This is a genomic window from Collinsella aerofaciens (genome assembly GCF_018785245.1).
Classification (GTDB): Bacteria; Actinomycetota; Coriobacteriia; order Coriobacteriales; family Coriobacteriaceae; genus Collinsella; species Collinsella aerofaciens_AD.
The window spans coordinates 31,793-57,095 of record NZ_WQPL01000019.1; the positions used below are offsets into that span (position 1 = coordinate 31,793).

The following is a 25,303-nucleotide window of genomic DNA, read 5'->3' on the forward strand; positions in this document are numbered from 1 at the left end:
CCGCGGGTTTCCCAAGCACCCGACCTTGCCGTTCAAACCGTCGCTCGCGTACTCAAGTACGCGTCGCTCCTCTTTCACGGCAATCTCGGGCACTTGGAAAACCCGTACCGACCGCCCGAATTAATATTCATGGGCGGTCGTTTATTTTGTTTCGTTTGATAGTTGTATTTAGGAGGTCACTTTATGGCCGACAATCGCAAGCGTGCGCCTCGTGGCGGCAAGCAGGCTGCTTCTGGCTCGCGTCCGATTCGCCGCAATGACCGCGCTGCCGCTCCCAAGGGCCAGCGCGATCGCACCCAGGCCGCACGTCCGCAGCGCGATCGCAACCGCGACGCTGTCCAGGCTCCCAAGGGCGAGTTTATCGAAGGTCGTCGTGCAGCCGCCGAGGCGCTGCGCACTGGTTTTCCCATCAAGTGCGCGCTCATTGCCGAGGGCGGGGAGCGCGATGCCGCCTTGTCGCGCCTGGTCGACGACCTCAACGCCGTGGGTGTCCGCATTAAGTATGTGCCGCGCGCGCAGCTCGACGCACTGTCGAGCCACGGCGCTCACCAGGGCATCGCGCTCGAGGTTGGCAACTTCCCCTATGCCGATGTCGCCGATATTCTCGACCGCGCAGGCGAGGGCCCGGCACTTGTCGTGGTGCTCGACCACGTGACTGACGACGGCAACTTTGGCGCCATCGTGCGCTCCGCCGAGGTTGTGGGCGCGGCGGGCGTCGTCATTGCCAATAAGCGTGCCGCCGGCGTGACCGTGGGCAGCTATAAGACCTCAGCCGGTGCCGTCATGCATCTGCCTATCGCGCAGGTTCCCAATATCGCCCGTGCGCTCGACGATTTTAAGGCCGCTGGTTTTTGGGTGGGCGGTGCTTCCGAGCACGCCGAAGGCAGTTGCTGGGATGCTCCTTTCGAGGGCCGCGTGGCGCTCGTCATGGGCTCCGAGGGCGACGGCATCTCGCGTCTGGTGCTCGAGAAATGCGACTTTTTGACCAAGCTTCCCCAGCGCGGTATGACCGAGAGCCTCAATGTTGCCCAGGCGACCACGGCGCTGTGCTTTGAGTGGCTGCGCCGCAACGCCGGCGAGCTGATGGGGGAGGAGTAGCGCATGTCCAAAAAGAACCGTGCCAAGTCCAAGGCCAAGCGCTTTGGCGAGGGCTCGGCCAAGCCGATTGTTTCGGCCGCGACCTATGGCGTGGGCGGCAATGCGTTTGCGCAGGCTATCGCCGACCCAGTCTCGACGGTGCACTCCAACAAGCCCGAGCTGCTGGTGGTCGACGGTTACAACGTGATCCACTGCACGCCGCGCTACGAAAAGCTCGTGTACGACCATTCCGACGATCCGTATTCCAGCGACGTTCACGATATGGCGCGCACGGCGCTCATTAATGACGTAGCTGCGTTTGCCCAGGGCCGCTACGAGGCCGTGATCGTATTTGACGGCGCGGGCAATATCTCCAGCGAGCGCCCCAACCTACCGGCCCGCGGTGTGCGCATTGAGTTTTCGCCGACGGGTGTTTCGGCCGATACCGTGGTGCAGAAGCTCTGCATCGAGGCGCGCGAGGAAGGCCGCGCGTGTTCTGTAGTGTCGAGCGACGGCACGATCCAGGCCGTCGTCATGGGCAAGGGCGTTACGCGCATCTCGAGCCGTATGCTGGTGGACGAGATCAAACAGATCGACAACGACGTGCACGAGGCCGAGGAAGCTCCACAAATCAAGATGACTCTGGGCAGTCGCCTGAGCCCCGATGCCCTGGCCAAGCTCAAGGCCCTGCGCGGGAGGTAGGGAAGTTGGCGGGGCAATGCTGCCTCGCTAACTCCATTCAGCGATGTCGATCATTCTTTCGAGGCGCCACGTTAGCGCCTCTTTTAGATATGGCAGCCTTGCCGTGAGCGCGTCGTTTCTGGAAAGAATCTCGATTGCCTCGTCAACGAAGCCTTCGAGTTTGTCGCCGTCAAACCAGCCCATGTCCTCGACGAGCAACATTTGTTTGGCGGGGCTTGAATGAAATTGTGCGCTGGTAAAACTGTGCTCTCCCGCCCTAAGCTCCTCTAGTGATATGTTGCACCAGAGCGATGAGCCCGAATCGAAGATGGGGGCAGGTCTGCAAGCTTGCGTGTTTACGTTTCGCACGAGGCCGAAGTTGCGCCAATGACGATCGTAGTTGGCAATGATGTCGTCACATACGATCATGCGGTCAAGGGCATCCTTGACGCCTGTCACCCCGAGCTCCTCGCAGTTTGCTACATATCGCTCGTAGTCGGTTAGCCGTTCATCTGCGTTTGCGTGCTGGTTTACATAGAACGCAGGGACATACTCTTCTTCATCAGTTAAGAAGACATCGCATGTGCTCAGGGCGGAAGTGCCCGTGCCCTCGAGCGAGTAAGGCACATAATCGCAGGCGTTTAGGATGCGACGGTGGAGCGCGGTCGCCACCAGCTCGTTATAAGGTTCCTGGTCCAGGTGCGCTCCTGCCTTATGCAGAATTCGACGTTCGCCCTCGCACGTCCAGTACTTTTGAAGATTGCCGTCCGAGGTGTTATCGGGCTTTGCGGCAGCCGCTTTTCCCTCTGGGGCGAAGGGTGCGATGCTGAGAGAGACGTCATCAAAGGCGTTATTGAAGAAATTGATATCCTCCCAGGTGAGACCGGAACCTTGGGGCCTAATCCAATACTGGTCGGATAAGGAGAGGCCGAGATTTCGCTGGACGAGTTCATCGGGAACATCGACTGCGGCTTCTGCAAGCAGGGAGGCTAGCCCAATGCGTGCGAGCGGGATACCGCGGCCGCGCCACCAGATGCGGAAGGAGTCTAGCGATATGGGGCTATTAGGGCCAAATACTCCAATAGGGGCGTGGGCGTAATCGATGTCGGCACCGATGTGGGTAAAGTCTTTTCGCGATGTGCTGTAGACCAGCTGAGCGACTTCGTACGTGCGGTTCATGAGGGTGAACGCGATCTCGCTCTTACCGTGGCCGCGGCGGGGACGTCCCCCCGTTTTGGTCACAGAGCGGAGTCGCGTGTCGACGCTGTCTTTGTCGATGAGCCATACACCAGAAGCCTTGCGGGCCTCAAGTGCTCCGTTTTTTATGAGCTCCTGCACCCTGCGCGGAGTGATGCCGAGCAGCTCGGCGGCTTCTTTGGTAGTAAGCATCGCGAAACCCTTCGCCAGAACGAATAGTTTTATATATAGCAATTGTAATTAAAACTATTCGTTCTGGCGAATGGTTTTAAGATTGAGGGCGCACTGACAGAAATGAACGGGCCTGGTACGCGTTGTTGCTGGATTTTGCATATTTGTATAACGCCGTGCGGCCTGTTGCGCCCCGTCCGCAATTCCTTTATTCTTAACTGGCTTCGCGTGAAAGCGCCAAGTGTGCCAGTGTGGCGCAACGGTAGCGCAACTGATTTGTAATCAGTGGGTTGCAGGTTCGATTCCTGTCACTGGCTCCATGAAAGAAAAAGCAGGTCAGAGGGTATTTTCCTCTGGCCTGCTTTCTTTTATATCGCCGCCGTGTGCAATGGGCTGTGCAACGATGTGTGCAATAAAACGGGTTTTGGATCCTATGTCGAATTATTAAAATTCATAGTTTCACCATTATTATTGGTCGAGCCCGTCCATTTTCCGGGCGACTTTATCCATCTGATCGTTGCTGATCTTTTTATCATTTTTGCGTCGAATACGCTGTTCGTGCGCTTTGCAGCAATAGCCATTTTTGTCACGAGCGTTGTTTCGCTCTTTGAACCGGTCTTCGTTCGCGTCTTCTTGCTTGACGTAGGCCCTCATTTTCTGCTGGCGGATTTTGTACGGTCGCCCGCATTCTCGGCAAGTGTTCCAGGAGAAATGGCTTTCAAGGGTTTCTAGTAGTTGTATCGCCCAAGCTCTTGTTAGGCTTCCGTAAATCGGGTTTTGGCCGTTTAAATTCCGGTTGACCATTCGACGTAAAGTTTGCTCTTGAATGAAGGTATGGGGTTCTGGCTGAGGGTTAATAGCGAGGTCGATGAATGTTGCCAGGGCAACTTCTATTGTCTTGAATTGATTGCTCACCCATATCTTGGTTCCTTCGTCCATTTCAAATGTTCCGGGTTTGGCTACTGCTAACTGGGACTTAGACGCGTCGAACATCTGGAGCGCCATACGTAGCTGCGAAAATCTGTTTTCAATAATCTCCTTGTTTTGGGAGATGCATACTTGATGCAGAACATAGTCGTATGCACGGTCACCGTAAGCTGCTTTGCCTGTGAATAGAAGCGTAGCTAATTGCATGAATGCCATCGTTGTAACGAGATCGTCCAACAGTATGACCTGTTCCTTCTTGTATCTAATATTTTCGATTAAGTTTGCGACTTCTGTTCCCTGAGAGCGCCCCTTATCTTTGAAGTTATTAAACAAGGCGCACTCGGGGTTTAGGCTGATTTCAGAACACCTTTCTGATGCATTCAATGCGTCGTACCAAATATCTAGACCATCTTGCTCCGGTTTATCGGAGAAGACGTCATTTGAAGTAAAACGCTTTTCAACACGCTCTGATTGCCCCGCGTATGGGGTGACGGGAAGTCCATACCGCTCGACAAATTGAATGATTTTCTTTGGATCTGTCAGATCTACGTCTAAAAGGGTCCCGGTGGAGAAGCCCGAGGGGATGCCGTAGGCCGTCGAATGGGGTTTACAGATAAGCGCGGGGCGTTCCATTCCAAAAATATCTAAATTTTTCTCTCGACATGAGGGCAACATCCACGGTTTGATTTCGGCTGCTATAGGTGCCGGTACTTCGATTGCGGGGTGACTCATAGCTCTCTCCTTAGCGCTGTCAACCGAATTTCACGTTCCATTCGTATCGTATATACGACATCATCCGTTGTAAAGCATAGTGTGTGAATTGCATTCGAACTAAACGAAAGGAGTCTAAATGAACGGTATGGATTCGCAGAAACGAGACGCGATCGCGCGTAAAGCGTGGTGCCAGGCAATCGTCAAGCTGCCATCCGCATACGTCACCTCGCGAGATATCGCCAAGTTGCTGAATGTCTGTAAGACCAAATCTATACAGATTCTTAAGGCGGCCGGCGGCGTGAAGATTGCCGGCGTCTGGCGCGTGGACAAGGCCGATCTGATCTTATACCTGGCCTCTATGGAAGAAGGCAACGATGTGTTCTAAGACAATCGCCGAGGCCTTGGCAGATGCGTTGCCCGTCGACGGTACGCGCGGTTGCGCTGCGCACGCCGTCGGCGTGTGCCGTGCAACCGAGCGTACCGTCGACCGTGGCAACACTGCAACAACTTCAAGCGAGGAGGACCGGATGGACGTGACGAACATTATGGATGTTGATCCATCCTCCGCTCCCATCCTCGATATCAAGACGGTCATTAGTACTGGGGAGTACAAGCGACTGGCGGGAAAACACGACATCTAAGTTAGATATCTGAGGTGGGATGCTTTGACGTTGCGCTGGTCGACCATTGCATACCTTAATGTGGTATCTATTTTTATGGCCAAGGAGCACCTGGACTTGTTCGATGGGCATGCCTTTGTCGATTGCCTTTGTGGCAAGCGTTCTTCTGAACTTATGAGAGTGGACCCTTCCTAAATCAAGCTCGCGCTCCAGTTTCTAAGCAACGCCTCGACGCCGCCAATTTACAGTCTCTCGTGCGGCTCCTTGCTCGACACGAAGAGGGCTTCCGGGCTGCCCATTCGGGTAGACAGGTAATTCTAAATATGGACTTTAGTCTTTGCATCAAAATAGACGATGCGGTTCTTATTGCCCTTTCCGTGTATGATGCACTCCCGATTGATGGTGTCGATGGAGTTCCTGTCCAACGAGACGAGTTCGCCTACGCGCATGCCGGTAGAGCGCAACAGGTCGATCAGGGCAAGGTTTCAGGGCAACCCGCAGTTATCGCAAAGAATCTCGCGACTTTGTCGCCATACGTTTCCCTTATGAGTTGCGGAGCCTTGACTCTTTTAATGCGTTTGACCGGGCTTTTGATGATATGGTCTTCGTCTTCGAGCCATGAGTAGAAGCTTGAGATGATTCTTCGGACGTTATCAACGGTGACGTGAGTGACGCCGGCTTTTTGCTGATAGTTGGAAAGATAGGACCTAATTTCTTCGCTTTCCAAGTCGCAAACTGGCGCATCGAAAGATTCAAGCTTTTTTGATGGTGGCTTCGTAGTAGCAGATGGTTCTATCCGAGCAGCCTTCGAGGCGTTTTGCAGACATAAATAGATCTAGGAATGATTCGCTTTCAAACTCGCAGCCGTCTTCAGCTAGCTGGCTTTCATCGAAAGGGCAGTGCGATATAACTTTTTTGAGTTGGCGGCTCTGCCGTGTGGTCAGGTAGGGGAGCATGAAGCGGGTAATTTCTCTGGCTGTTTTCGCGAGATCCATAGAGAGGTCCTCCCTCGCACGGTGTGTGATGCTATTTTCCTTTGTTCACTCGTGCGTTACGGAGGGAATGCCGGGCGGCACCTCCGCTACGCCGCGTCAAGGGGGCCCATGAGACCCCGCACAAACCTCCGCTCCGCTCCGGTTGGTGGAGGTCGTCATGGACCTCCCTTGACCCGCCTTCGCTCCGGTGCGGCTTTGTCCGCAGGGGCGAGATACTAAGGGCCATGTGCCCGGAACGGAGGAAGACATGTGAGAACAGATGATGAGGGAGATTGCGGAGGGGCTGCCGTCCGCATAGGGTTCGGCGACGTGGAGAGCATCGACTGCGAGGGCGGCCGGGTCGTGTATATCACCGGAGGGGAGTGGGCTTCACCAAAAGAGTGTGGGCGTATCAATGGCACGTACACACCGGTTTTTTGGGACGCCTCGCATCATCCTCGCACCCTTGCGTTCCAAGGGGCTGCTGCCCCTTGGAACCTTGCCTGAGACGGCTCGGGGGCGACGGGTTTTGAGATTTATGCGCTTGCCGCCGCCGGATTTCAGTCTGGCATATAAGCGCTCTGACTCGGAATTCGGTGGCGGACGCTACTTCGTGGCACCGCAGGAAGAGCACTTGTACCCGGTGGTCACGGTCTCCTCCCATGCTGCACTCACCTGCACTTGTTCATCATATGCATCGGACACCTTTACCTGCTCGTCGTAAGCAGCCTGCACAGTACGAGTTTCTGAATGACAGCTTTGACAATTACCGCCACTCAAAGCTGCTGCCTTAAAATGAGCCGCTTCGTTACCGGTAATGTCCTGTCCGCATTGATTGCAAATATTAACAGTCTTGGTCACCGCATCGTGGTGAACGGTCTTGTACTGCGCATCGTGATGGACAGTCTTATACTGCGCGTCGTGATGGACGGTCTTGGTCTGGGCAACCCACTTGTGCTGGTGCGCCGTGGCGTCATCCTTCTTTGATGAGCCGCCCGAGATGGAACCGGAGCCGGAGTTTCCGCTACCTTCGCTCGGCTTGCTGTCCGACTTATTTCCAGAGCCGTTGTTTCCGCTATCGTTCTTGGAACCGGAATCGTTCTTCTTGTTGTCGGAGGTCTCCGGTGTCTTCGCATCGGACTTGTCCTCCTTGGCGGTCTCCTGCGCCTTTTCGCTCTCCTTCTCGACGGCATCCGCGTCGGCGTTCGGGTTCTTCTTGATGTTGTCCTCGAACTTCTTCGCGAGCGCCGCGCCCCTGTCTCCGGTCAGGGTGGAATCGCCCTTCTTCACGGCTGCTGCAACGTCCTTGGCGATGGCGGTCAGGTCATCCTTCGTCACCTTGCCCGCATCCACCTTTTCGTGCGTGATGACGGTACCGTTCGTTTTCTTGTCATCTTTCCCGGCCTTGACCTTACTGGACGCGGCCTTATAGGTAGAGCCGTCCGCGTTCACCGGCGGGATGAGCGAGACATTGTAGGTACCGGACTCGCCGATCTCTACGGTCACCTGCTTGTTCGCGGCGATGGCGGTGTAGAAGTCTACTTCCCCGTCCGCATCCTCTATATGGGCGATAATGGGCGTGGAAGTGTCCGCATCCCAGCCGTCAGCCTTTACCTCAAGGGTAAGTACCATGTCCTGTTTCTCATCGTCCTTTGACTGGGACACCGCAGGGGCATTGGAATCTCCCGTCCAGCTGGCATGTGAGATGGCGTAAGCCCCGCCGCCGATGAGAAGCGCCGCACAGAGGATTCCCGCACCAGCCACGCAGACCTGCTTACGGGAGAACTCGCCTCCGAAGAGCATAAGCGGTTTCCTTTCTTCTTTTCCTCTGCACCCCCGCTATGCGTTCGCGTCAAGCTGACGCTTGAGATTCGATACCTTCAACCACTGGAGAAGGAAGGCAAAGGGCGCAAATGCAGCCGGGATGGAAAGAAAAAGCGTCGCTATGAGGAGCAGTCCGAGAGCGTTGCCCCAAACGAACAGCCTTGAGCGCTTGATTGCACGCCATGCGGCAATGTAGCCAGCAGGTACCGTGCCGACATAGAACCCGGTAAAGGCTGTTGCAGCCAGCAGGACGGGAACGAGTGCAACGATTCCAATTGCACCCGTCTGAGTTATCAGGGCAGGGGAATTAACGAGAAGCAAAAGGAAAACAACTACCGCCGTTATCGCCCCGACGATATAGAGGAACTTCTTCATCAAATCGAAGACTCGTTTTTCCTCATCATATTCGGCGCGAATCGCCATAGCGTTGTCTTGGTATATCGGGTGTTGATAGGTTCGCATGGTATGACCTTCTTTCTAATGTTCTGTATGCAAGTTCTTTAGAAGTTGCAGTTGCCTGTCCGGGCGGAGTCCTCGACCAAAGGGTTTTGCGATATATGCATAGTCGCTGGGGAAGTCCAATGAGAGCATATCGTCCGTCACTTTCGGAATCTCCGTATCCACCATGGTTCCTTTCTGGTTGCAATGCCCCAATATTTGCATTGTATTTCAAATTGTCACTTATATAGGTGTGACTTATATAGGGTTGGCCTGAATCATTGACACCGGTGGATAGGAGGTGCCGATGACTGAGCTTGACCCCAAGATGCGCGTGGGGCTTCGCATTAAGGAGCTGAGGGGCGAGCTCGGCATGAGCCAAGAGGCCTTCGCATACTCCATCGAGATGTCTCGCACCTATTTCGCCGAAGTCGAGACAGGCAAGCGAAACGTGTCTATCGAGAATATCGAGCGCATCGCAGGCGGGCTTGGCGTCTCTCTGAGAGGGTTTTTCGATTCAGATCTGTTCGATGGTTAGTTCGGCTGCCGGCTTCTGACGTCATTTAAAAGTGCCCCGGTGGTAATCGCCGGGGTACTTTTCTAAAGAGGGGATTCGGCGGCGGCCGCTTCAGCGCGGATGCGCTGTTCGGCCTCTTCGAGGTCCCTGATAATCCTTCTCAGCGCCATGCAGCAAAAGAGCATCGACTCATGAAGGCAGGCGAGCTCGTAAACGATATCCTCGAGTTCCATATGGCTCCTATCGAAAAGTGAATAGCGTCTCTAATGGTTCCGATGCTGGACGTGGGCTGCCGGCGTCCGCCGCGAATCGGCCTCGGCTCCGTGGCCGGGTGATGCCTCCGCTGCGCCCTGTAAAGGCCGCTCCATGAGGCCCCGCACAAACCTCCGCTCCGCTCCGGTTGGTGGAGGCCGTCATGGAGGACCTTGACAGGCCTTCGCTCCGGCATGGCTTTGCAGGGAGCAAAGCCGACGACGACGCGCGGCGTCGCCATTCGGCTTTGCCCGCAGGGGCGAGATGTTGAGGGCCACGTGCCCGGAACGGAGGAAGACATGCAGCAGCTGATGACCGAGGAAATCGCCAGGACGGTGCCGAGGCTCTATGGGCAGGACGGGGCGGAGGACCCCACGGTCTACGCCCACTACTTCTCGTGCGTGAACGGATGGGACTGGTGGCTGCTCGAGTTCGACGGAACGGACGAGGCGTTCGGCCTCGTCGAGGGCTACGAAGACGAGCTCGGCTACTTCAGCATCAAGGAGATGGCCGAGCTGAACCGCCAGATGGGGTTCGCCGCCGTCGAGCGCGACGAGCACTTCTCCCCGAGGCCGCTCAGCGCCGTCAGGAGGAGGTAGCTCCATGGTCACGGTCGAGTTCGACTCCATGGGCGAGGCGGTCCGCCTCGCCCTCGTGGCCGGGGAGTACGCGGGCGGCGGCCTGGCCGTCCTCCTCCTCGACGCCACGGACCCGCGTTCCGAGGGCTACATGGCCGGGTGGGGCGTGCTCACGGCGGACGTGCCGTCGGCGGCCGAGCGGTGCCGCGGGCGCGGCAACGTCGCCATCGACGCCGACGTGCCCGCGGCGTTCCTCGAGGCGCTCGAGGCCGCCGGCTTGCTCCGCATGGCCGGCCGCTCGGCGGCGTCCGGGATGGCCCGCTACCCGCTCGCCACGGTCGACGGGTGCGCCCTCGACAAGATGGGCGGGCAGCTCGAGGCCCTCAAGGAGGCACTCGGATCGACGGTCGTCGTCGAGTACGAGGCGGGCGGAGACGCCGGCGCGTTCGAGGTGGGGACCGCGCCGGCGGGCTCGGCCGCGCTCGAGCGCCTCATCGCCGCCGCGAGGTCCGAGGCCGACGCGCTGGCGCTCGCCGGCGGATGGGCCGCCGTCCGGGTCGGTTTCGGGGACGCCGAGACCATCGACTGCGAGACGGGCCGGACGGTCTACGTCGCAGAGCGAAATTGAGAGGAGCGGGAGCGCGGTCCAGATGGGCCGCGCTTTTCGTTGCAGAGAATACGGAACTCCCACCGTCCAAGTGCCTTGGACGGTGGGAGCAGGATAAGGGCACACTACGGGCGCCCGGGATTTTGCGGCGCAACTCGGCGTGCCGAGTTCGTTTCCGCTGGCAGCGTGGGCAGATAAAACGAAAGACCGCCGCGGCCCGCCGTCATACGCGCCTCGCGTGGCGTAGGACGGCGGGCCGTTTTCGCAGACAGGGCCGTATGACGCATCAGAACCCGTCGGGCGCGGCGGACACCTTGCGCTTCCTGCTGCTGGATGGAGACCCCTTGGGCTTTTTCGGCTTCTCCGGGATGCGCCATACCGGTGCCAGGGCGGCGTTGCGAGCCTCCCCCTCGAGCGCCCGCGCGAGCAGCGCGCCCTCGGCCTCCGGTGACGTCATGCCGAGCAGCGGCCCCAGGAACGTCTCGGTGATGTCGCGGCTGGCGAGCGCCATCGGGCCCTCAGCGTCGATCACGAGCGCGCCGTTCTCGCGCGCGCTCCAGGCCATGAGCTCCGACGGGGTGATCAGCGGCCGCCGCGCCACGGAGAACGACTTTCCGGACGAGGAGCTCTGCGTCCCCTTGGTGGAGCTCTGCCCGGTCGTCTTGACGCTGTAGTCGCCGAGGCGCTTGCTGATCTCCTCCGCCTCGCCGACGGACTCTACCGAGAAGACGACCTGGGTGCCGAGCAGCGCCAGCAGCGCGTCCGACTCGGCCCTCGAGTAGCCGCACCGCGCCTCGAGCAGATGGGTGTTCTGGAGCACGAAGACGACGTGCAGCCCGATGCTGCGGACCTCCGCGAGGTCGCCGAGGAGCCTGGGGATCTTGGGGATCCCGGATCCCTCATCGATGGCGAGCAGGGTCTCCGCCGGCAGCCTGCCGCCGGACAGGCGCGCGGTCTCGCGCAGCGCCGACAGCGCCTGCGAGAAGATGCACGAGACGAGCGAGCCGCGGTCGCCGCGGTCCGTCGCGCTGGCGATGTAGAGGATGGTGGGCCTGCGCCCGACCGATGCGAGGTCGACCTCGCCGTCCCAGAGCATGCGGCTGACGTCGTCGTCGCAGAAGGCCATGAGGTAGTTGCGTGCGGTGGAGACGAGCGCCTCGCCCCCGCCGCCGTTCGACGAGGCGACGAGGAGGAACTGGCGCGCCGGGTTTCCCGCCGGCAGGTCCGCGGCGAGCTCCTCCAGCGACTTTACCGCACTCTTCCCGTCGCGGGGCTCCAGGAGCGCGAGCACGGTCGATAGGTTCCGCGCGTCGTCGGGGATCCGCCCGTCCGTTATCGCGAGCAGGCAGAGGCCGGTCAGCAGGTTGCGGCTGGCGTCCGTGAAGAACCTCTGGCCCGAGGAGAAGGCGTCGGGCACGATAGCGGAAGACAGCTCGCGGAGCTCGGCCACAGCGCCTGCGACGCCCTCGGTCCCGAGTGCCGCGATGGCGCGGTCGAGAGGGTTGAACCTCGCCGACTTGACGGGCTCGTCGAGCCGGATGGCGACGACCTCCATCCCGGCCCTCCTGGCGAGTGGCTCGGTCCATGCGCGGATCTCGGACTTCGGGTCGTGGACGATGACGGATGTCGGGATCCCGTGGGCGTTGCGGTCGATCGCCGCGGCTATCGATGGTGCCAGAGCGCGCCTGGTCTTGCCGGCGTTGCTGCCCGCACGTATCAGGCTGTGGACGGCGGGGACCGTCGCCAGGCCGTCACCGACGGAGCCCGCCACGATCACTCCCTTTGCGGCCTCGCGGCCGTCCCATACGGGGCACCTCCTCGCGACCCTGGAGGGCCTCGATTCGAGCCAGGCGTCCCCGTGCGTGCGCGTGGGCGCGCGGTCGCCGGCGAACGTCCCGTCGTGGAGTCTCGCCCATGAACGGCCCCACGAAATGAGGCCGAGAACGAGGATGGAGGCCGCGACGAGCGCGAGTGCTGCGAGCAGCTCGCCTGCCTTGCCCGACGCCGCCGCGTCGGCGGCCGCCTCGAGGGGGCCGCGGAAGACGTAGGCGGGCTCGGGGCCCGGGTCGGCCGTGGGCAGTCGCAGCAGGACGGAGAGGCCCGAGATGAGGGATGCGGTCCACCATCTGGCGTAGTCCCAGGCGCTGGCGCTCGCGACGCAGGCGATGCCGGCGGCGACGCCGTGGGCCGCGAGCGTGCCGGCGAGCTCCCTTCTCATGTCGCGGTTGAAGGATTTCGGTTTCATCTCGTGATCGTCCTCTCTATCCTGTTTGCTATCTTCAGCGCGGGGACGCTCGACGGCCCGGTGCCGCCGGAGGCGAGGACCCTCAGGGTCGCGGCGATGAGTTTCAGCGCCCTCTCGCCGGCCTCGTCTCCCATGTCGCGTCCTCTGGCGTCCCGCGTGGTCTCCCTGGCGACCAGGGTCGCCATCGCGGCGGCGCGCCCTAGGGCGGTGCCTGCCGACGGGGCGCGCCTGAATGCCCGGTCCGCCGTGGGACACCCCCTGAGGTCTGCCGGCTCGAGGGCCCGGCCGCGCGCGGCCTTTCGCGTGATCCTTTCGAGGCGCGCCTTCGGGATGCAGGAGCGGGCCTCGGTGGCGAGTCCGGCTTCCCGCCGCCTCTCCGTCGCGGGGCCGGTTTGGGGCGCGGCGCGTCGTGTCGGCACCTCCTCGCGAGCCGGCGTCCTGTCCGGGACTATGACCCGCAGCGCCGCGTTCTCGCACCGGAGGCCGAGGTCGGCGGCCGCTTTGCGGACGTAGACATCCCGCGCCTCACCGGTCAGGCACTTGAGGTCGGCGCACCTCTCGACCGCCTTCTTGTGGCGCTCCAGCGCGCCGGCGAGCTCGGGGGAGTCGGACGCCGCCCGGTCGAGGGCCTCCCTCAACGCGGCGGAGGCCTCCGGATGGAAACGCCTGAGGTGGGCGGCCTCGATCCTTCCGTTCGGCGGCAGGCCGATGTCGAGCTTTCCGCGGTCGATTCGTGCAACTGCTTCCAGGGCCGCCTCCCTCGCGAGGTCGCGCTCGATGTACGCTTCCCGCAGCAGCGGTGCCATGGCCTTCGAGGAGATCTCGAGCCTGGCCGCCTCCATCTTCCCCTTTGGCAGCAGGGAGTCCCAGTCGCCCGAGCGGTCGACCGTGAGGATGTGGACGTGGTGGCTCGTGCCGTTGATGTGCATCGCCGCATAGAACTCCACGCGGCTCTCGGGCACGCCGGTCATCTCGGAGAAGAGCCTCGGCCACTCGGAGCGCACCAGCGCCTGCCAGGCGTCCAGGCGGTCGAGGCCGGCATCTGGGGCGATGTCGTTCGGGACCGTGACGACGGTGGTGAGCACCGCGCCGCCGTTTTGGGCGATGGCGCGCCTCGCCTCGGCGACGGCGACCGGGCCGTCCGCGCCCCAGAGGCCGCCGGTCGAGCCGGTCCTGTTCGCGGCGTAGGCGGCCAGGCCGTCGACGCCGAGCCTCCTGCCGTCGGCCTCGCTGACCTCGATGATGACGCCGCGGCGGGTGCCGGCGTATGCCGCCAGTCCCGCGGCGGACGCCCTCGCGGACGCCCCCGCGCGGACGACGGAGTGGTTGACGATGACGGGCGGGCTAGCCATCGGCGCGCTCGCGCGCGTGGAACTTCACCTCGTCGATTCGGCCGAGGCCGGCGCGGCTGAGCTCGCCGGCTTGCGCGAGGTAGTTCTTCCAGATGTCCGCGACGGGGACGTCGTCGAGCGAGGCGTAGGAGGCCTTGAGGACGTCGGCCGACATGAGGCCGGCCATGATGGCGGCGGTCATGGGGCGCGAGAGGACCGCGGCGATGCGGTCCTCGGTGGCGTCGAGCTTGCGCTCGATGTCGAGTGCGGCGACGTCCATGCGCGCGTCGACGACGCCGCGGATGAAGCCCGCGACCTCGTTGCCGTAGAGGTCGAGCCCCTCCGCGGCGAGCGCCGAGCGCAGGAGAGAGCGGATCTCGTCGCTGACGTTGGAGTTGTCGACCTCAGCCCGCGTCTTGAGGGCGGTGTAGAGCTTGTGGTCGATTTTTACGCTGATGGTTTTGGTTTCGTCCATAGGGTCTCCTCATAAAAACAGGGGGCCGTTTGGCCCCCTGTGGTGTCTATTCGTCTTCCGTGTGTGTAATCGGATAGCCTTTTGGCGCTTTAGCCGCCGGCAAGGGCGTATATGCGATGAGCTCGTTTTTCATTCGGACGGCATCGAAATCAATCAACTCTGCAATTAGTTCAATGGGTCCGGCGCTGGATTTGTTAATGCCCATGTTTGCTCCGAGCTCAGTTGGTCTTAGCCGGCGCTCGCTACATTCAGTTGACGCCGATGTAGCTAAGAACGCTGTCGCGATTGATGCGCCACAGCTTCCCGCACTTCACGGCTTTGAACGTTCCGTTCTGGCAGAGCCTGTAGACGGAGCGGTCGCTGATGCCGAGCAGGTGGGCGACAGGCATCGGATCAACGATGTCTGGCATCGTGCGAAAAGCATCAAGAGTGATGCGTTTGCTCTCAACCTCCATTTCGACCTCCTTTCTGTCTGCTGCCGTCTCCTTGAGATCTAGTCTGGAGCGTCTTGGGCGACGGATTCAAAAACGCGGTCATGGCGGACGATACGGACCCGATGGACTGAAATGACTTACTACGGGAAGGTATAGGAAAGGCCGCGATGCAGTATCGCGGCCTTCGATTAGGTCCTATCCAGCTTTTGGATACAATGAAGCGCTCTTATAAAGGCGTCCTAGGGCGTTCATTGCCGATGCAGTTGCCTTCGGGTCGGCGCTGGCGTATCTATCTAGGGTCATGGAGGCTTTGGAGTGACCCATCAGACTTGCGAGCGTTCTTGGGTCTACGCCGTTGGCGACAGCGTATGTTGCGAAGCTGTGTCTTAGGTCATGGAAGGTCACCGTGTTTCTATTTAATACTCCATGAAGGTTTAGCGCCTTGGAGAGCGCACGCCAGGCGTCATTGACCCTGGGCGGCTTGAGGAACGAGCCGTCGGGAAAGCCCAGCACGAACATCTCCCCGCTGAATTCAGTCCCAAGCCTGGTGCATTCTTCTTCCGTGTTTCGCTTGCGCGCGGCTAGATCGTGCATGAGGTCCTCCGGGCAATTCGGAATTGTCCGTCTACTGCTGACGCTTTTGGGGCCTTTGATGTAGAACTCGGTGTCGGTGTGCCCGATTGCGGCTTCCACGCGAATCGAGGAATGGGAAAAGTCGACACATTTCCACTTCAGGGCGCAAAGTTCACCTCGGCGGAGTCCTGTATACAGGGCGATTTTCGCGGCTAGAATTGCCGGGACATCTATGGATGCGTTGAGGGTGTTTATGACGCGCACCCTTTCCCTTCCGGTAAGTGAATTCGGTCGTCCGTAGTCGGCATCCTCGTTCTTGGGAACCTTGGCCCATGCGGCAACATTTTCCGAAACTAGCTTTTTCCTTAGCCCGTATTTCAATGAGCCCCTCAACAGCCTAAGGGAATTGCATGCAGTTGACCTCGCGTGCTTCTTCGCCATTACGCTGACCCATTCCTGAACGTCTTCTTCAGTCAGGTCATCTAGGGGGATGCTGCCAATATAAGGTTCGATGTTTCGGCGGAGCATGCCTGAATAGCCGGTTGCGGTTGAACGCGCGATGTCGGCGCACTCCATTGTTATATAGCTAGACACTAGTTCGGCGACTGAAATCGAGCTCGTTGGTTTCATTGCCTCGGCTTCCGCTTCTGCATTCAGGTGAGCGCGGATGGCCTCGGCTTCCACCATTGCAGCATCACGATGTTTATGGCTTCGACCTTTATCGCGGCCTCGATGCTCAAGAAGTTGGGTCTTCTTGCGCCAGGCTCCATCCTCGAAGTAGGGGAACTGCGCGCGCCAGCGGTCGCTCATGTACTTATATATAGATGAGGTAGCGTATTTCTCTTCCATTGTTCCTCCGTGTGCAATCACGTGTGCAATGACTGTGCAATTTGACTGTTTCGGAGACGTCTCAAGTGAGACTATAGGCGGAAAATGAAAGAAAAACGCGAGGTCACGGTCGGCATAGTCGCAGATGAACGCTAATAAACGATAAGGAAACCGATGTAATCAGTGGGTTGCAGGTTCGATTCCTGTCACTGGCTCCATGAGAGTTTCGGGCTCTGTTCCTTGTGGGACAGGGCCCGTTTCTATTTATGTCGACATGTAAGTGGGTTTGACTCCCACCAAGCTTCAGGTTTGTCTCGATCTGTAACACGAAGAGGCTGAAAACCGTTCTAGCTGTTACAGAGTGAGACGTAAGCCGGGGTCGCCGCGTAGTATCTCGATCTGTAACAGATAGGAGAGGAATGACCCTCTTACTGTTACAGATTGAGATGAAAACGGTGAGGCCCCTGGTCTACTTGATTGCACCGGGGAAGCTCCGATCTCGACCTATATATAGGTGCAAATAGGCTGTTATCGAAGCTCGATCCTGAAGGTGTACTCTACTACACCAAAGTGTTCCCTCGTGAAATGTCACAAGCGTAGCCAAATCCACCGTCCTTCATATCCAAACTCAACAAAACCGCAGGTCACAGCTATATAGATACGCCCGGCACCGTGTATCTAGAGGTTTTCGTTGACAGCCCCCAAGGTTGCATCGTATTATCTTTTTCGTTCGCGGGGGCGGCGGTCCAAAAGACCAAAGGACCTGCGGATACTTGAACGATTGGGAGTTTGCCCGAGTGGTTAATGGGGACGGGCTGTAAACCCGTTGGCTCTGCCTACATAGGTTCGAATCCTATAGCTCCCACCCGTCAAGTGCCTGTATAGCTCAGTCGGTAGAGCACTTCGTTGGTAACGAAGAGGTCACCAGTTCAAGTCTGGTTGCAGGCTCCATCCGGCGGTGTAGCTCAGTTGGTTAGAGCACACGGTTCATACCCGTGGCGTCACTGGTTCGAATCCAGTCACCGCTACCATAGGTAACACGGTGGCTTCTCAATAGTATGTTGAGAGGCCACTATGGTATAAAGGCAAAGTCCCGTCCGGGGACGACCTGTTTAGAGGAGGGCTTTATGGCCAAAGAGAAGTTTGAGCGCACTAAGCCGCATGTTAACATCGGCACCATTGGTCACGTCGACCACGGCAAGACCACGCTGACCGCTGCCATCACCAAGGTTCTCTCCGAGACCGAGGGCTGCAAGGCTGACTTCACTGCGTTCGAGAACATCGACAAGGCTCCCGAGGAGCGCGAGCGCGGCATTACGATCTCCGTCTCCCACGTCGAGTACGAGACTGCTGCCCGTCACTACGCTCACGTTGACTGCCCGGGCCACGCTGACTACGTCAAGAACATGATCTCCGGTGCTGCTCAGATGGACGGCGCTATCCTGGTCATCGCCGCTACCGACGGCCCCATGGCTCAGACCCGCGAGCACATCCTGCTCGCCCGTCAGGTCGGCGTTCCCTACATCGTCGTCTTCCTGAACAAGTGCGACATGGTCGACGATGACGAGCTCATCGACCTCGTCGAGATGGAGACCCGTGAGCTCCTCTCCGAGTACGATTTCCCCGGCGACGACATTCCCGTCATCCGTGGTTCCGCTCTGGGCGCTCTCGAGGGCGACGCCAAGTGGATGGACGCTATCCGCGAGCTCATGAAGGCCGTCGACGAGTACATCCCGACGCCTGCTCGTAACAACGACCTCCCCTTCCTGATGGCCGTTGAGGACGTTATGACCATCTCCGGCCGTGGTACCGTTGCTACCGGCCGTGTCGAGCGCGGTGAGCTCAAGCTCAACGAGCCCGTCGAGATCGTCGGCATCAAGGATACCCAGAACACCGTCGTTACCGGTATCGAGATGTTCCGTAAGTCCATGGACTTCTGCGAGGCTGGCGACAACGTCGGTCTGCTGCTCCGCGGCATCAAGCGCGAGGACATCGAGCGCGGCCAGGTTCTCTGCAAGCCCGGTTCGGTTACCCCGCACACCAAGTTCACCGGTGAGATCTACGTTCTGACCAAGGAGGAGGGCGGCCGTCACACCCCGTTCTTCGATGGTTATCGTCCTCAGTTCTACTTCCGTACCACCGACGTTACCGGTACGGTCAAGCTCCCCGAGGGCACCGAGATGGCTATGCCTGGTGACCACATCACCATCGAGGGCGACCTCATCCACCCGATCGCCATGGAGGAGGGCCTGCGCTTCGCTATCCGCGAGGGTGGCCACACCGTCGGTTCGGGCATCGTCTCCACGATCATTGAGTAAATTAGCTCTTTGATATAGCTGACTTAGAGAACCCGGCACTTATATGGGTGCCGGGTTCTTTTCTGCAATGGATATTGAGCCGTTGCTGGTGTCGAGAGGATCGACAATGGTCCTGGATGCACCGTCGATTAGATCTCGATGGCTTCATTGATGTGTTCCAAATATGAATGGATCCACCGAGAACCAATTGACTCGAGGTTTTCATTGACAGCACTTACGTGGAGCTGATAAAGTAACAACTCGTGCCCGTACGGGGCGGAAATGAAAGGTTCAGGATACATGCGTACTCTAGTTACTCTTGCGTGCACTGAGTGCAAGCGCCGCAACTATACGACCACCAAGAACAAGTCGACCATGCCTGATCGTATGGAGATCAAGAAGTATTGCCCCTGGTGCCGTCACCACACGCTGCACAAAGAGACTCGCTAGTCTCTAGTCACATACGCCAGTAGTTCAATTGGTAGAGCATCGGTCTCCAAAACCGAGTGTTGAGGGTTCGAGTCCTTCCTGGCGTGCCAGTCATTATTCCGTAAGCTCCCAATTGGGGGCTTACGGTTTACTCATGTATAAGCGCATTGCGCGGAGGTAACCCAAATGGCCAACAAGAAGAACAAGAAGAAGGCTCAGCAGCAGGCGCCTGCCAACAACGCTGCCGCCAACTCCAAGGTTGAGGCCAAGAAGGCCGTTGCCAAGAAGAACGAGAAGGCTGCGAAGTCCAAGAAGAACGAGAAGCCTGGTTTCTTCGCCCGCACCAAGAAGTATTTCGCTTCGGTCAAGTCCGAGATGAAGCGTGTCACGTGGCCCGATAAGAAGGAGCTCGTGAACTACTCGGTCGTCGTTTGCGCTTCTCTGATCGTCGTCGGCGTCGTCATCGCTCTGCTCGATGCTGGCTTTGGCGAGGCTCTTGCTCTGTTCTCTGGATTGAGGGGCTAAACCATGTCTAAGCGTTGGTACGTCGTTCACACTTACTCTGGATACGAGAACCGCGTTAAGTCCGATCTCGAGCATCGCATCGAGACTATGGGCATGCAGGACCGTATCTTTGATATCGAGATTCCTATGGAGCGCGTCACCGAGATTAAAGAGGGTGGCAAGCGTGAGACCAAGGATTCCAAGATCTTCCCGGGTTATGTCCTGGTCCGCATGGAGATGGATGACGATGCTTGGACGTGTGTTCGTAACACGCCTGGCGTCACCGGTTTCCTAGGCGGCAACGGCAAGCCCGCACCGCTTTCCCGTGACGAGTACAACAAGATGACTCGTCGTCCCGGTAAGGGCGATTCGCCCAAGCGCACCTCGGTTGATATTGAGGTCGGTACGTCCGTCCGCGTCACCGATGGCCCGCTTACCGACTTTGATGGCAAGGTCTCCGAGGTTAACACCGAGGCTGGCAAGCTCAAGGTCACGCTGATGATCTTTGGCCGCGAGACGCCGGTCGAGCTCGACTTTAACCAGGTCGCTGTCATCGCTTAAGTTTTCGTCCGTTCGCGCGAGCGTGCTTCTTCTGTGACTGCTCATCTCAGGAGTGCTTCTAACACGTGCGTGCTTACGATATAGCAAGTACTTCACACTCGTGATTCGAAAGGAATGACCATGGCTGAGAAGAAGGTTGCCAACGTCATTAAGCTCCAGATTCCTGCTGGTGCAGCAAACCCCGCTCCTCCCGTCGGCCCCGCCCTGGGCGCTGCTGGCGTGAACATCATGCAGTTCTGCCAGGCCTTTAACGCCGAGACGCAGGACAAGAAGGGTGACATCATCCCCGTTGAGATCTCTGTCTACGAGGACAAGTCCTTCTCCTTCATCACCAAGACCCCGCCGGCGGCTCACCTTATCAAGAAGGAGCTGAACCTCAAGTCTGGTTCCGCTAAGCCCCAGGCTGACAAGGTTGGTCAGCTCTCCCAGGAGCAGCTCACCAAGATCGCCGAGATCAAGATGCCGGACCTCAATGCCAACGACATTGACGCCGCCAAGAAGATCATCGCCGGTACCGCCCGTTCCATGGGCGTCACCATCGCTGAGTAGCGATTTCTTATGGTAACGGCGGGTGCTCCGACCGGGGCGCCCGTTAAATGTGTGCAATAGGGCACACGATACGATGTGGGAGGGCTCACGCCCGTTTAACCACAGGAGGTAATGCACATGGCTAAGCATGGTAAGAGCTATAACGCCGCTGCCGAGAAGATCGACCGCGCCACGCTCTACACCCCCCTTCAGGCTGCCAAGCTCATCAAGGAGCTCGACACCGCCAAGTTCGACGAGACCGTCGAGGCTCACTTCCGTCTGGGCATCGATACTCGTAAGGCTGACCAGAACATCCGTGGTTCCATCTCCCTGCCCCACGGCACCGGCAAGACCGTTCGTGTTGCCGTCTTCGCCGAGGGCGAGAAGGCCCGTGAGGCTGAGGCTGCCGGCGCCGACATCATCGGTTCCGACGAGCTCGTCGCCCAGATTCAGAAGGGCGAGATCAACTTCGACGCCGCTATCGCTACGCCGAACATGATGGCCAAGGTTGGCCGCATCGGTAAGATCCTTGGTCCCCGTGGCCTCATGCCGAACCCCAAGCTCGGCACCGTGACCATGGACGTCGCCAAGATGGTCTCCGAGCTCAAGGCTGGCCGCGTTGAGTACCGCGCCGACCGCTACGGCATCTGCCACGTGCCCCTGGGCAAGAAGTCCTTCTCTGAGCAGCAGCTCGTCGAGAACTACGCTGCCCTGTACACCGAGATTCTGCGCGTCAAGCCCTCTTCTGCTAAGGGCAAGTACGTCAAGTCCATCTCCGTGTCTTCCACCATGGGCCCTGGCGTCAAGGTCGATCCCGCTGTCCAGCGTGACTTCCTGGCTGAGTAACTGCTAGTTACTGCCTGAGTACAGCAAGCATTGCTAAAGAAACCCGGTTCTGCCTTGTGCAGGACCGGGTTTCTTGCTATCGCGTCAAAACCACCATAAAGGGGACAGTGTCCCCTTTATGGTGGTTACCAGGGTGTTCTGGCTGTTGAAGACTCGATGGCTTCGTGGCGTTTGAGCTCGCGGCGCATGGTTTGTGAGTTGAGCCAAGCTGCTTGCCAGCCGCGGATGGGGTAGTGCGTCTGGTCGAGCTCAAACTGCGTATAGCCGCAGGCGTTGATGATCGTCGTTCCACACACATGCTGACGCTCGCGCTGAAAATCGCAACCGTAGCTTTGGTGCACATGCCCGTGCACCATGTAGTCGGGATTCCAGGATTCGAGTGCTGTGTTAAAACACTCGAATCCTCGATGCGGCAGATCGTCCAGATCACCCATACCGGCGGCGGGTGCATGGGTAAGCAGAATGTCGCACCCGCCGACCATCCTAACCTTACGCGACAGCTTACGCATGCGCTTGGACATCTCGCGTTCGGTGTACATGTTGGCGCCGTCGCGATAACGCATGGACCCGCCAAGGCCCGCAATGCGAATCCCTCGGTACGTGTACACGCTGTCCTCTACGCAGATACATCCACCCGGTGCATGACGTGCGTAGCGGTCATCGTGATTGCCGCGCACGTAGATGAGCGGTTTGTTGATGACCGTAACCAAAAACTCAAGATAGTCCGGGTCCAGATCGCCGGCGGACAAAATCAGGTCGACTCCCTCAAAGCGTTCCTTGCGAAAGCACTCCCAAAGGCATCGTTCTTCGGTATCGGCTATGGCAAGGATTTTCATAGGGCAGGGACTTCCGGCTCATCGTCGAGCTGCGGAATGGTGCCTACCACGTTGTCCGCCAGCCAATTCATCTCGACAATCTGCGTGCTCGGCAGCGGAGGGAAGCCTTCGATCTGTACCACGCCGTTCTGGCTGTGGAGCTCGCCGCCAAAGGGGTTGATGGATCCCTCAACAATGCCGTTACGGAGCAACTGCACGAGTTTGCGCGTCTGGTAGGGTAGGCCCGGAGCGTAACGGATGTCGATAACGCCAGAGCTCATGCCGTACCAGTAGTTGACGGCGCGCACTTGGTTGTCATCGCTGGTCTCGTCCCACGTGCCGTGCAGAAGGCTGCGAACGATGAGCTCGTAGTAACGGCCCCAGTTCCATACCGGCATGGCGATGCCGGAAACCTTGCCATCGACCAGGCGGTGGAGTCCGTAGGCCGTAGGGTCTTCGAGCGACTTTGACATGTCAGCGCCGGTCATGACGCTCACGCCTTCGCGGCACATGGCCTCGGCAAGACCGCCGGCGGGTACATCGCCCCAGGTGAGGATAATTTGCGCGCGGGGGTCGAGCAGCGAGGCACCGATGGCAAAGGCATTGATCTCGCTGAGCGCGCCGGATGCGAAGACCGACGCGTGGTAGCCGATGCGATGGTTGTCTGCCATGCTGGCGGCAAGGGCGCCCAGGAGGAACTTGGCCTCGTACATCTTGCCAAAGTACGAACGGACGCTTTGGTGGGGAAGGCCGATAGAGCAGTTGAGGAACCGAACCTGGGGATACTCAACGGCAGCTCTGAGCGTGTATTCCATCAGGCGGTGCGAGGTCGAGAAGATGACGTTGTCTCCATGTTTGACAGCCGTTTCCACGGCGGCGTAGAACACGTCCGGATCGTGACAGTCCTCGAACGCCTCGGTGCGCACGATACCGTCAAAGTGCTCATCGAGATACTGGCGTCCTTGGTCGTGCAGACTGTCCCAGCTCGACGCCGCACAGGGGAACTCATGGATAAAGGCGATACACAGGGGGTTGGCCGTCGAATAGACAGTCTTGCCCATAAAGAAGTTGAGCACGCCGGAGGTGGACTTGGTGGGCGACTCCTCCTCATCGACGCTCGGCGCTTCGACAAGATCGACCTTGTCCTCGTCATTTTTGCCGGCAATGACCAGCTCGCGCCAAATCTTGCACAGGCGGTTTACGACGATATCCGTCGGCGTATCCAGCAGGCGGTCCTGGTTGTACACATTGAGGTAGACGAGCATGGCGTCGGCAGGCGTAATGTCCAGGTGGTCGCCGCCTGCGCGAAGGTAGGCGCGCTTAAAGAGCAGGAAGGTGTGGCGTAGGTAGTCGACCTTTTTCTGCGGCCATTTTTCGATAAGGTTCTGACCGAGCATCTTGGCGAGCGTCTCGTAGCTTCCCTCACGCGAGAACTCGATCTCGTATAGGGGGCAGACGCGCCAAAACGCGCAGAATTCACCGTACAGGCGGCTTTCGACGGAATCCCATGTGCCGGGGTAGAGACGGGTGACCCTGGCCGAAACCGTTGGAGCGTCCAGGAATTTGAGGACACTGACGCGTTTGTTGCCTTCCTGGACATAGAACCGATGCATGAACTCGGTGACGATGATGGGGTCGCGATAGCCCTCGGTTACCTGGATGTCGTAGAGGTTGGACCACTTGCGGGCGAACTCGGTGTTAAACGGCAGCAGGGGCATAAAGTTGCATGAAAAGGCGGGCTGACGGCCCTTGGTGACCGTGCCGACGACCATTTCGAGCGGAATATCCCGCAGGCCGACGCTCACTCGCTGACCTAAGGGGAGCTGAGCAACCAAGCTATCGAGGTCCGTAAGGTATGGATGCTCGCTTTGGCTAATGGCGCGACGGCGTCCCTGCTCGCCGCGCTTGCGTGCTTGACGATAGGCCTCTTCCATGGTGTCTACTCCCTTAGTCGTTTAAACAACGATATGAACCATGGTACCACGAATGAAAACCACTACAAAGATGCCTGTCCCCTTTGCGGTGGTTTAGGCGATGATGGGGGCGATGGCGCGGATGCAGGCGTCGGCTGCCGTGAAAGTAGTGCTGTCGTCGCTGACGATAAAGATGATCTTTCCTTTGATGCCAAAGTCGCCGATTTCGCTAAAGAGTACGTAGGGCTCCTTGTCAAAGCCCGAGATGGGCGAGACGGCCGTTTTGGTTGCGCTCGTGAGCTCGTCTGCCAGCACGTCAAGGGAGGCCCACTTAGACGTGTCCTTTACGGCAACGGGCACGGCCACGCGCCCAAAGGGCATCAAATGCACGAGCGTGTTCTTGGAGATGTTGGAATTGGGCACAATGATGGTCTGTCCACAGGCATCCTCAATCGTCGTATGGCGCCAAGTGATGTCTTGGACAACGCCGGATACGCCGCCGACCTCGATATTGTCGCCGGGTTTGATGATGCCCATAAAGGTCACCTGCATGCCGCCGATAAGGTTTGATAGCGTGTCCTGAAAGCCGAGCGAGATGGCGATGCCGCCGACGCCAAGAGCGGCGACGAGGGCGTTTGCATTAATGCCAAAACAGTTGTCGAGGATAAAGCTGCCGCCAATCATCCAGATGACGGCGCGCGCGATGTTGATGAAGATACTCGATGCCGGAAGCGGGTTATCGTCTCGGTTAAGCAGATGGTTCAGGGTCTTGGATACGACCTTGGCGGCGACGGCGGTGCCTATCGCCAAGATGACGGCCCAGATGATGTTGTGGACCCACCGTTGCTCAAAGAAATGAAGAATCGGCTCAAACAATTCCATGTGGGGAAAACCTCCTAATGATCGTCCAACCATGATACCCACCAAGAAGCCCGTCCGATCAAATT

The 25,303-nt window shown here is 58.8% G+C and carries 29 protein-coding genes, 5 tRNA genes and 1 pseudogene; 18 read left to right on the forward strand and 17 right to left on the reverse strand.

The features are described 5' to 3' along the window. Positions 1-183 precede the first annotated feature (183 nt). Together rlmB and GPK39_RS04160 are read left to right on the forward strand one after the other, a co-directional pair. Positions 184-1,098 carry a 23S rRNA (guanosine(2251)-2'-O)-methyltransferase RlmB gene (gene rlmB, locus GPK39_RS04155; protein WP_055250322.1) on the forward strand — a complete coding sequence of 305 codons (915 nt, stop codon included), beginning with the start codon at positions 184-186 and terminating at the stop codon, positions 1,096-1,098. 3 nt (positions 1,099-1,101) lie between these two features. Beyond that, complete coding sequence (locus GPK39_RS04160) at positions 1,102-1,779, forward strand: NYN domain-containing protein (RefSeq protein ID WP_006234978.1); 678 nt, start codon at positions 1,102-1,104, stop codon at positions 1,777-1,779. Between the two features lie 27 nt (positions 1,780-1,806). On the opposite strand, the gene GPK39_RS04165 is transcribed toward GPK39_RS04160, so the two are convergent. Next, positions 1,807-3,147: a DNA-binding protein gene (locus GPK39_RS04165; RefSeq protein WP_138113135.1), complete on the reverse strand. Its 1,341-nt coding sequence runs from the start codon at positions 3,145-3,147 to the stop codon at positions 1,807-1,809. Positions 3,148-3,371: 224 nt separating this feature from the next. Here GPK39_RS04165 and GPK39_RS04170 point away from each other — a divergent pair. Next, positions 3,372-3,446: transfer RNA gene (locus tag GPK39_RS04170), tRNA-Thr, on the forward strand. Positions 3,447-3,594: 148 nt separating this feature from the next. Here the strand turns inward: GPK39_RS04170 and GPK39_RS04175 are convergent. Further along, positions 3,595-4,785 (reverse strand): hypothetical protein, encoded by a 1,191-nt coding sequence (locus tag GPK39_RS04175; RefSeq protein ID WP_215673999.1) that lies wholly within the window; start codon positions 4,783-4,785, stop codon positions 3,595-3,597. A 118-nt stretch (positions 4,786-4,903) separates the two neighbouring features. Here GPK39_RS04175 and GPK39_RS04180 point away from each other — a divergent pair, with 118 nt between their 5' ends. Together GPK39_RS04180 and GPK39_RS04185 are read left to right on the forward strand one after the other, a co-directional pair. Then, the gene (locus GPK39_RS04180) at positions 4,904-5,152 is read left to right on the forward strand and encodes a hypothetical protein (protein ID WP_215674000.1); all 249 of its coding nucleotides are present in this window, start codon (positions 4,904-4,906) and stop codon (positions 5,150-5,152) included. Further along, entirely contained in the window at positions 5,142-5,408 is a 267-nt protein-coding gene (locus tag GPK39_RS04185) for a hypothetical protein (protein WP_215674002.1), read from the forward strand. Before GPK39_RS04180 ends, GPK39_RS04185 begins: the two co-directional genes overlap by 11 nt. Positions 5,409-5,525: 117 nt before the next feature. Here GPK39_RS04185 and GPK39_RS09485 read toward each other — a convergent pair. From GPK39_RS09485 to GPK39_RS04200, 5 genes and pseudogenes are all read right to left on the reverse strand, one after another. Then, positions 5,526-5,600, reverse strand: a pseudogene (locus GPK39_RS09485) (hypothetical protein); the annotation flags it as partial. Between the two features lie 104 nt (positions 5,601-5,704). Next, entirely contained in the window at positions 5,705-5,863 is a 159-nt protein-coding gene (locus GPK39_RS09490; RefSeq protein ID WP_338404395.1) for a tyrosine-type recombinase/integrase, read from the reverse strand. Positions 5,864-6,139: 276 nt separating this feature from the next. Beyond that, entirely contained in the window at positions 6,140-6,382 is a 243-nt protein-coding gene (locus GPK39_RS09500; RefSeq protein WP_252204663.1) for a hypothetical protein, read from the reverse strand. Between the two features lie 585 nt (positions 6,383-6,967). After that, positions 6,968-8,164: a hypothetical protein gene (locus GPK39_RS04195; RefSeq protein ID WP_215674004.1), complete on the reverse strand. Its 1,197-nt coding sequence runs from the start codon at positions 8,162-8,164 to the stop codon at positions 6,968-6,970. Positions 8,165-8,200: 36 nt separating this feature from the next. Further along, the gene (locus tag GPK39_RS04200; RefSeq protein ID WP_055250304.1) at positions 8,201-8,647 is read right to left on the reverse strand and encodes a hypothetical protein; all 447 of its coding nucleotides are present in this window, start codon (positions 8,645-8,647) and stop codon (positions 8,201-8,203) included. A 283-nt stretch (positions 8,648-8,930) separates the two neighbouring features. On the opposite strand from GPK39_RS04200, the gene GPK39_RS04205 reads away from it, so the two are divergent. Continuing rightward, positions 8,931-9,161 (forward strand): helix-turn-helix domain-containing protein, encoded by a 231-nt coding sequence (locus GPK39_RS04205; RefSeq protein ID WP_055250302.1) that lies wholly within the window; start codon positions 8,931-8,933, stop codon positions 9,159-9,161. Between the two features lie 62 nt (positions 9,162-9,223). Here GPK39_RS04205 and GPK39_RS04210 read toward each other — a convergent pair whose 3' ends face one another. Beyond that, complete coding sequence (locus GPK39_RS04210; protein WP_156333776.1) at positions 9,224-9,373, reverse strand: hypothetical protein; 150 nt, start codon at positions 9,371-9,373, stop codon at positions 9,224-9,226. Positions 9,374-9,691: 318 nt separating this feature from the next. Here GPK39_RS04210 and GPK39_RS04215 point away from each other — a divergent pair, with 318 nt between their 5' ends. Together GPK39_RS04215 and GPK39_RS04220 are read left to right on the forward strand one after the other, a co-directional pair. Then, positions 9,692-9,991 (forward strand): DUF2958 domain-containing protein, encoded by a 300-nt coding sequence (locus GPK39_RS04215; protein ID WP_215674006.1) that lies wholly within the window; start codon positions 9,692-9,694, stop codon positions 9,989-9,991. A gap of 4 nt (positions 9,992-9,995) precedes the next feature. Beyond that, complete coding sequence (locus tag GPK39_RS04220; RefSeq protein ID WP_215674009.1) at positions 9,996-10,598, forward strand: hypothetical protein; 603 nt, start codon at positions 9,996-9,998, stop codon at positions 10,596-10,598. 265 nt (positions 10,599-10,863) lie between these two features. Here the strand turns inward: GPK39_RS04220 and GPK39_RS04225 are convergent, their stop codons facing one another. From GPK39_RS04225 to GPK39_RS04250, 6 genes are all read right to left on the reverse strand, one after another. After that, positions 10,864-12,822: a type IV secretory system conjugative DNA transfer family protein gene (locus GPK39_RS04225; protein WP_215674011.1), complete on the reverse strand. Its 1,959-nt coding sequence runs from the start codon at positions 12,820-12,822 to the stop codon at positions 10,864-10,866. Next, positions 12,819-14,174: a relaxase MobL gene (mobL, locus tag GPK39_RS04230; protein WP_215674013.1), complete on the reverse strand. Its 1,356-nt coding sequence runs from the start codon at positions 14,172-14,174 to the stop codon at positions 12,819-12,821. The genes GPK39_RS04225 and mobL overlap by 4 nt, the downstream gene beginning before the upstream one ends. Continuing rightward, positions 14,167-14,628, reverse strand: a complete 462-nt coding sequence (locus GPK39_RS04235) for a hypothetical protein (RefSeq protein WP_215674015.1) — start codon at positions 14,626-14,628, stop codon at positions 14,167-14,169. The genes mobL and GPK39_RS04235 overlap by 8 nt, the downstream gene beginning before the upstream one ends. Positions 14,629-14,674: 46 nt before the next feature. Further along, positions 14,675-14,833, reverse strand: a complete 159-nt coding sequence (locus GPK39_RS04240; RefSeq protein ID WP_156333775.1) for a hypothetical protein — start codon at positions 14,831-14,833, stop codon at positions 14,675-14,677. 43 nt (positions 14,834-14,876) lie between these two features. Next, positions 14,877-15,083, reverse strand: a complete 207-nt coding sequence (locus tag GPK39_RS04245; protein ID WP_055250287.1) for a helix-turn-helix domain-containing protein — start codon at positions 15,081-15,083, stop codon at positions 14,877-14,879. 174 nt (positions 15,084-15,257) lie between these two features. Continuing rightward, positions 15,258-16,484, reverse strand: coding sequence for a tyrosine-type recombinase/integrase (locus GPK39_RS04250; RefSeq protein ID WP_215674017.1), 1,227 nt, complete (start codon positions 16,482-16,484; stop codon positions 15,258-15,260). 762 nt (positions 16,485-17,246) lie between these two features. Between GPK39_RS04250 and GPK39_RS04255 the strand changes: the two genes are divergently transcribed. The 10 genes from GPK39_RS04255 to rplA all read left to right on the forward strand — a co-directional run bounded on the left by GPK39_RS04255 (position 17,247) and on the right by rplA (position 21,628). Then, positions 17,247-17,328, forward strand: a tRNA-Tyr gene (locus GPK39_RS04255). A gap of 10 nt (positions 17,329-17,338) precedes the next feature. Continuing rightward, positions 17,339-17,414, forward strand: a tRNA-Thr gene (locus tag GPK39_RS04260). 3 nt (positions 17,415-17,417) lie between these two features. Then, a tRNA-Met gene (locus GPK39_RS04265) sits at positions 17,418-17,494 on the forward strand. Positions 17,495-17,590: 96 nt separating this feature from the next. Further along, complete coding sequence (tuf, locus tag GPK39_RS04270; RefSeq protein ID WP_035137538.1) at positions 17,591-18,781, forward strand: elongation factor Tu; 1,191 nt, start codon at positions 17,591-17,593, stop codon at positions 18,779-18,781. 279 nt (positions 18,782-19,060) lie between these two features. After that, entirely contained in the window at positions 19,061-19,210 is a 150-nt protein-coding gene (rpmG, locus tag GPK39_RS04275; protein WP_022093895.1) for a 50S ribosomal protein L33, read from the forward strand. 13 nt (positions 19,211-19,223) lie between these two features. Continuing rightward, positions 19,224-19,299: transfer RNA gene (locus GPK39_RS04280), tRNA-Trp, on the forward strand. Positions 19,300-19,375: 76 nt separating this feature from the next. Then, positions 19,376-19,714: a preprotein translocase subunit SecE gene (gene secE, locus GPK39_RS04285; RefSeq protein WP_006234983.1), complete on the forward strand. Its 339-nt coding sequence runs from the start codon at positions 19,376-19,378 to the stop codon at positions 19,712-19,714. Positions 19,715-19,717: 3 nt separating this feature from the next. Then, on the forward strand, positions 19,718-20,254 hold the full coding sequence (gene nusG, locus GPK39_RS04290; RefSeq protein ID WP_099432095.1) for a transcription termination/antitermination protein NusG: 537 nt from the start codon (positions 19,718-19,720) through the stop codon (positions 20,252-20,254). 120 nt (positions 20,255-20,374) lie between these two features. Then, the gene (gene rplK, locus GPK39_RS04295; RefSeq protein ID WP_022093893.1) at positions 20,375-20,803 is read left to right on the forward strand and encodes a 50S ribosomal protein L11; all 429 of its coding nucleotides are present in this window, start codon (positions 20,375-20,377) and stop codon (positions 20,801-20,803) included. Positions 20,804-20,920: 117 nt separating this feature from the next. Beyond that, on the forward strand, positions 20,921-21,628 hold the full coding sequence (rplA, locus tag GPK39_RS04300) for a 50S ribosomal protein L1 (RefSeq protein WP_022093892.1): 708 nt from the start codon (positions 20,921-20,923) through the stop codon (positions 21,626-21,628). A gap of 125 nt (positions 21,629-21,753) precedes the next feature. Here rplA and GPK39_RS04305 read toward each other — a convergent pair whose 3' ends face one another. The 3 genes from GPK39_RS04305 to GPK39_RS04315 form a co-directional block, all read right to left on the reverse strand. Further along, a complete protein-coding gene (locus GPK39_RS04305; RefSeq protein ID WP_117799696.1) occupies positions 21,754-22,464 on the reverse strand; it encodes a metallophosphoesterase family protein in 711 nt (236 codons plus the stop codon). Then, a complete protein-coding gene (locus GPK39_RS04310; protein ID WP_215674019.1) occupies positions 22,461-24,377 on the reverse strand; it encodes a BMP family ABC transporter substrate-binding protein in 1,917 nt (638 codons plus the stop codon). The genes GPK39_RS04305 and GPK39_RS04310 overlap by 4 nt, the downstream gene beginning before the upstream one ends. Before the next feature lie 93 nt (positions 24,378-24,470). Continuing rightward, positions 24,471-25,238 carry a mechanosensitive ion channel family protein gene (locus tag GPK39_RS04315; RefSeq protein ID WP_195239368.1) on the reverse strand — a complete coding sequence of 256 codons (768 nt, stop codon included), beginning with the start codon at positions 25,236-25,238 and terminating at the stop codon, positions 24,471-24,473. Positions 25,239-25,303: the final 65 nt, after the last annotated feature.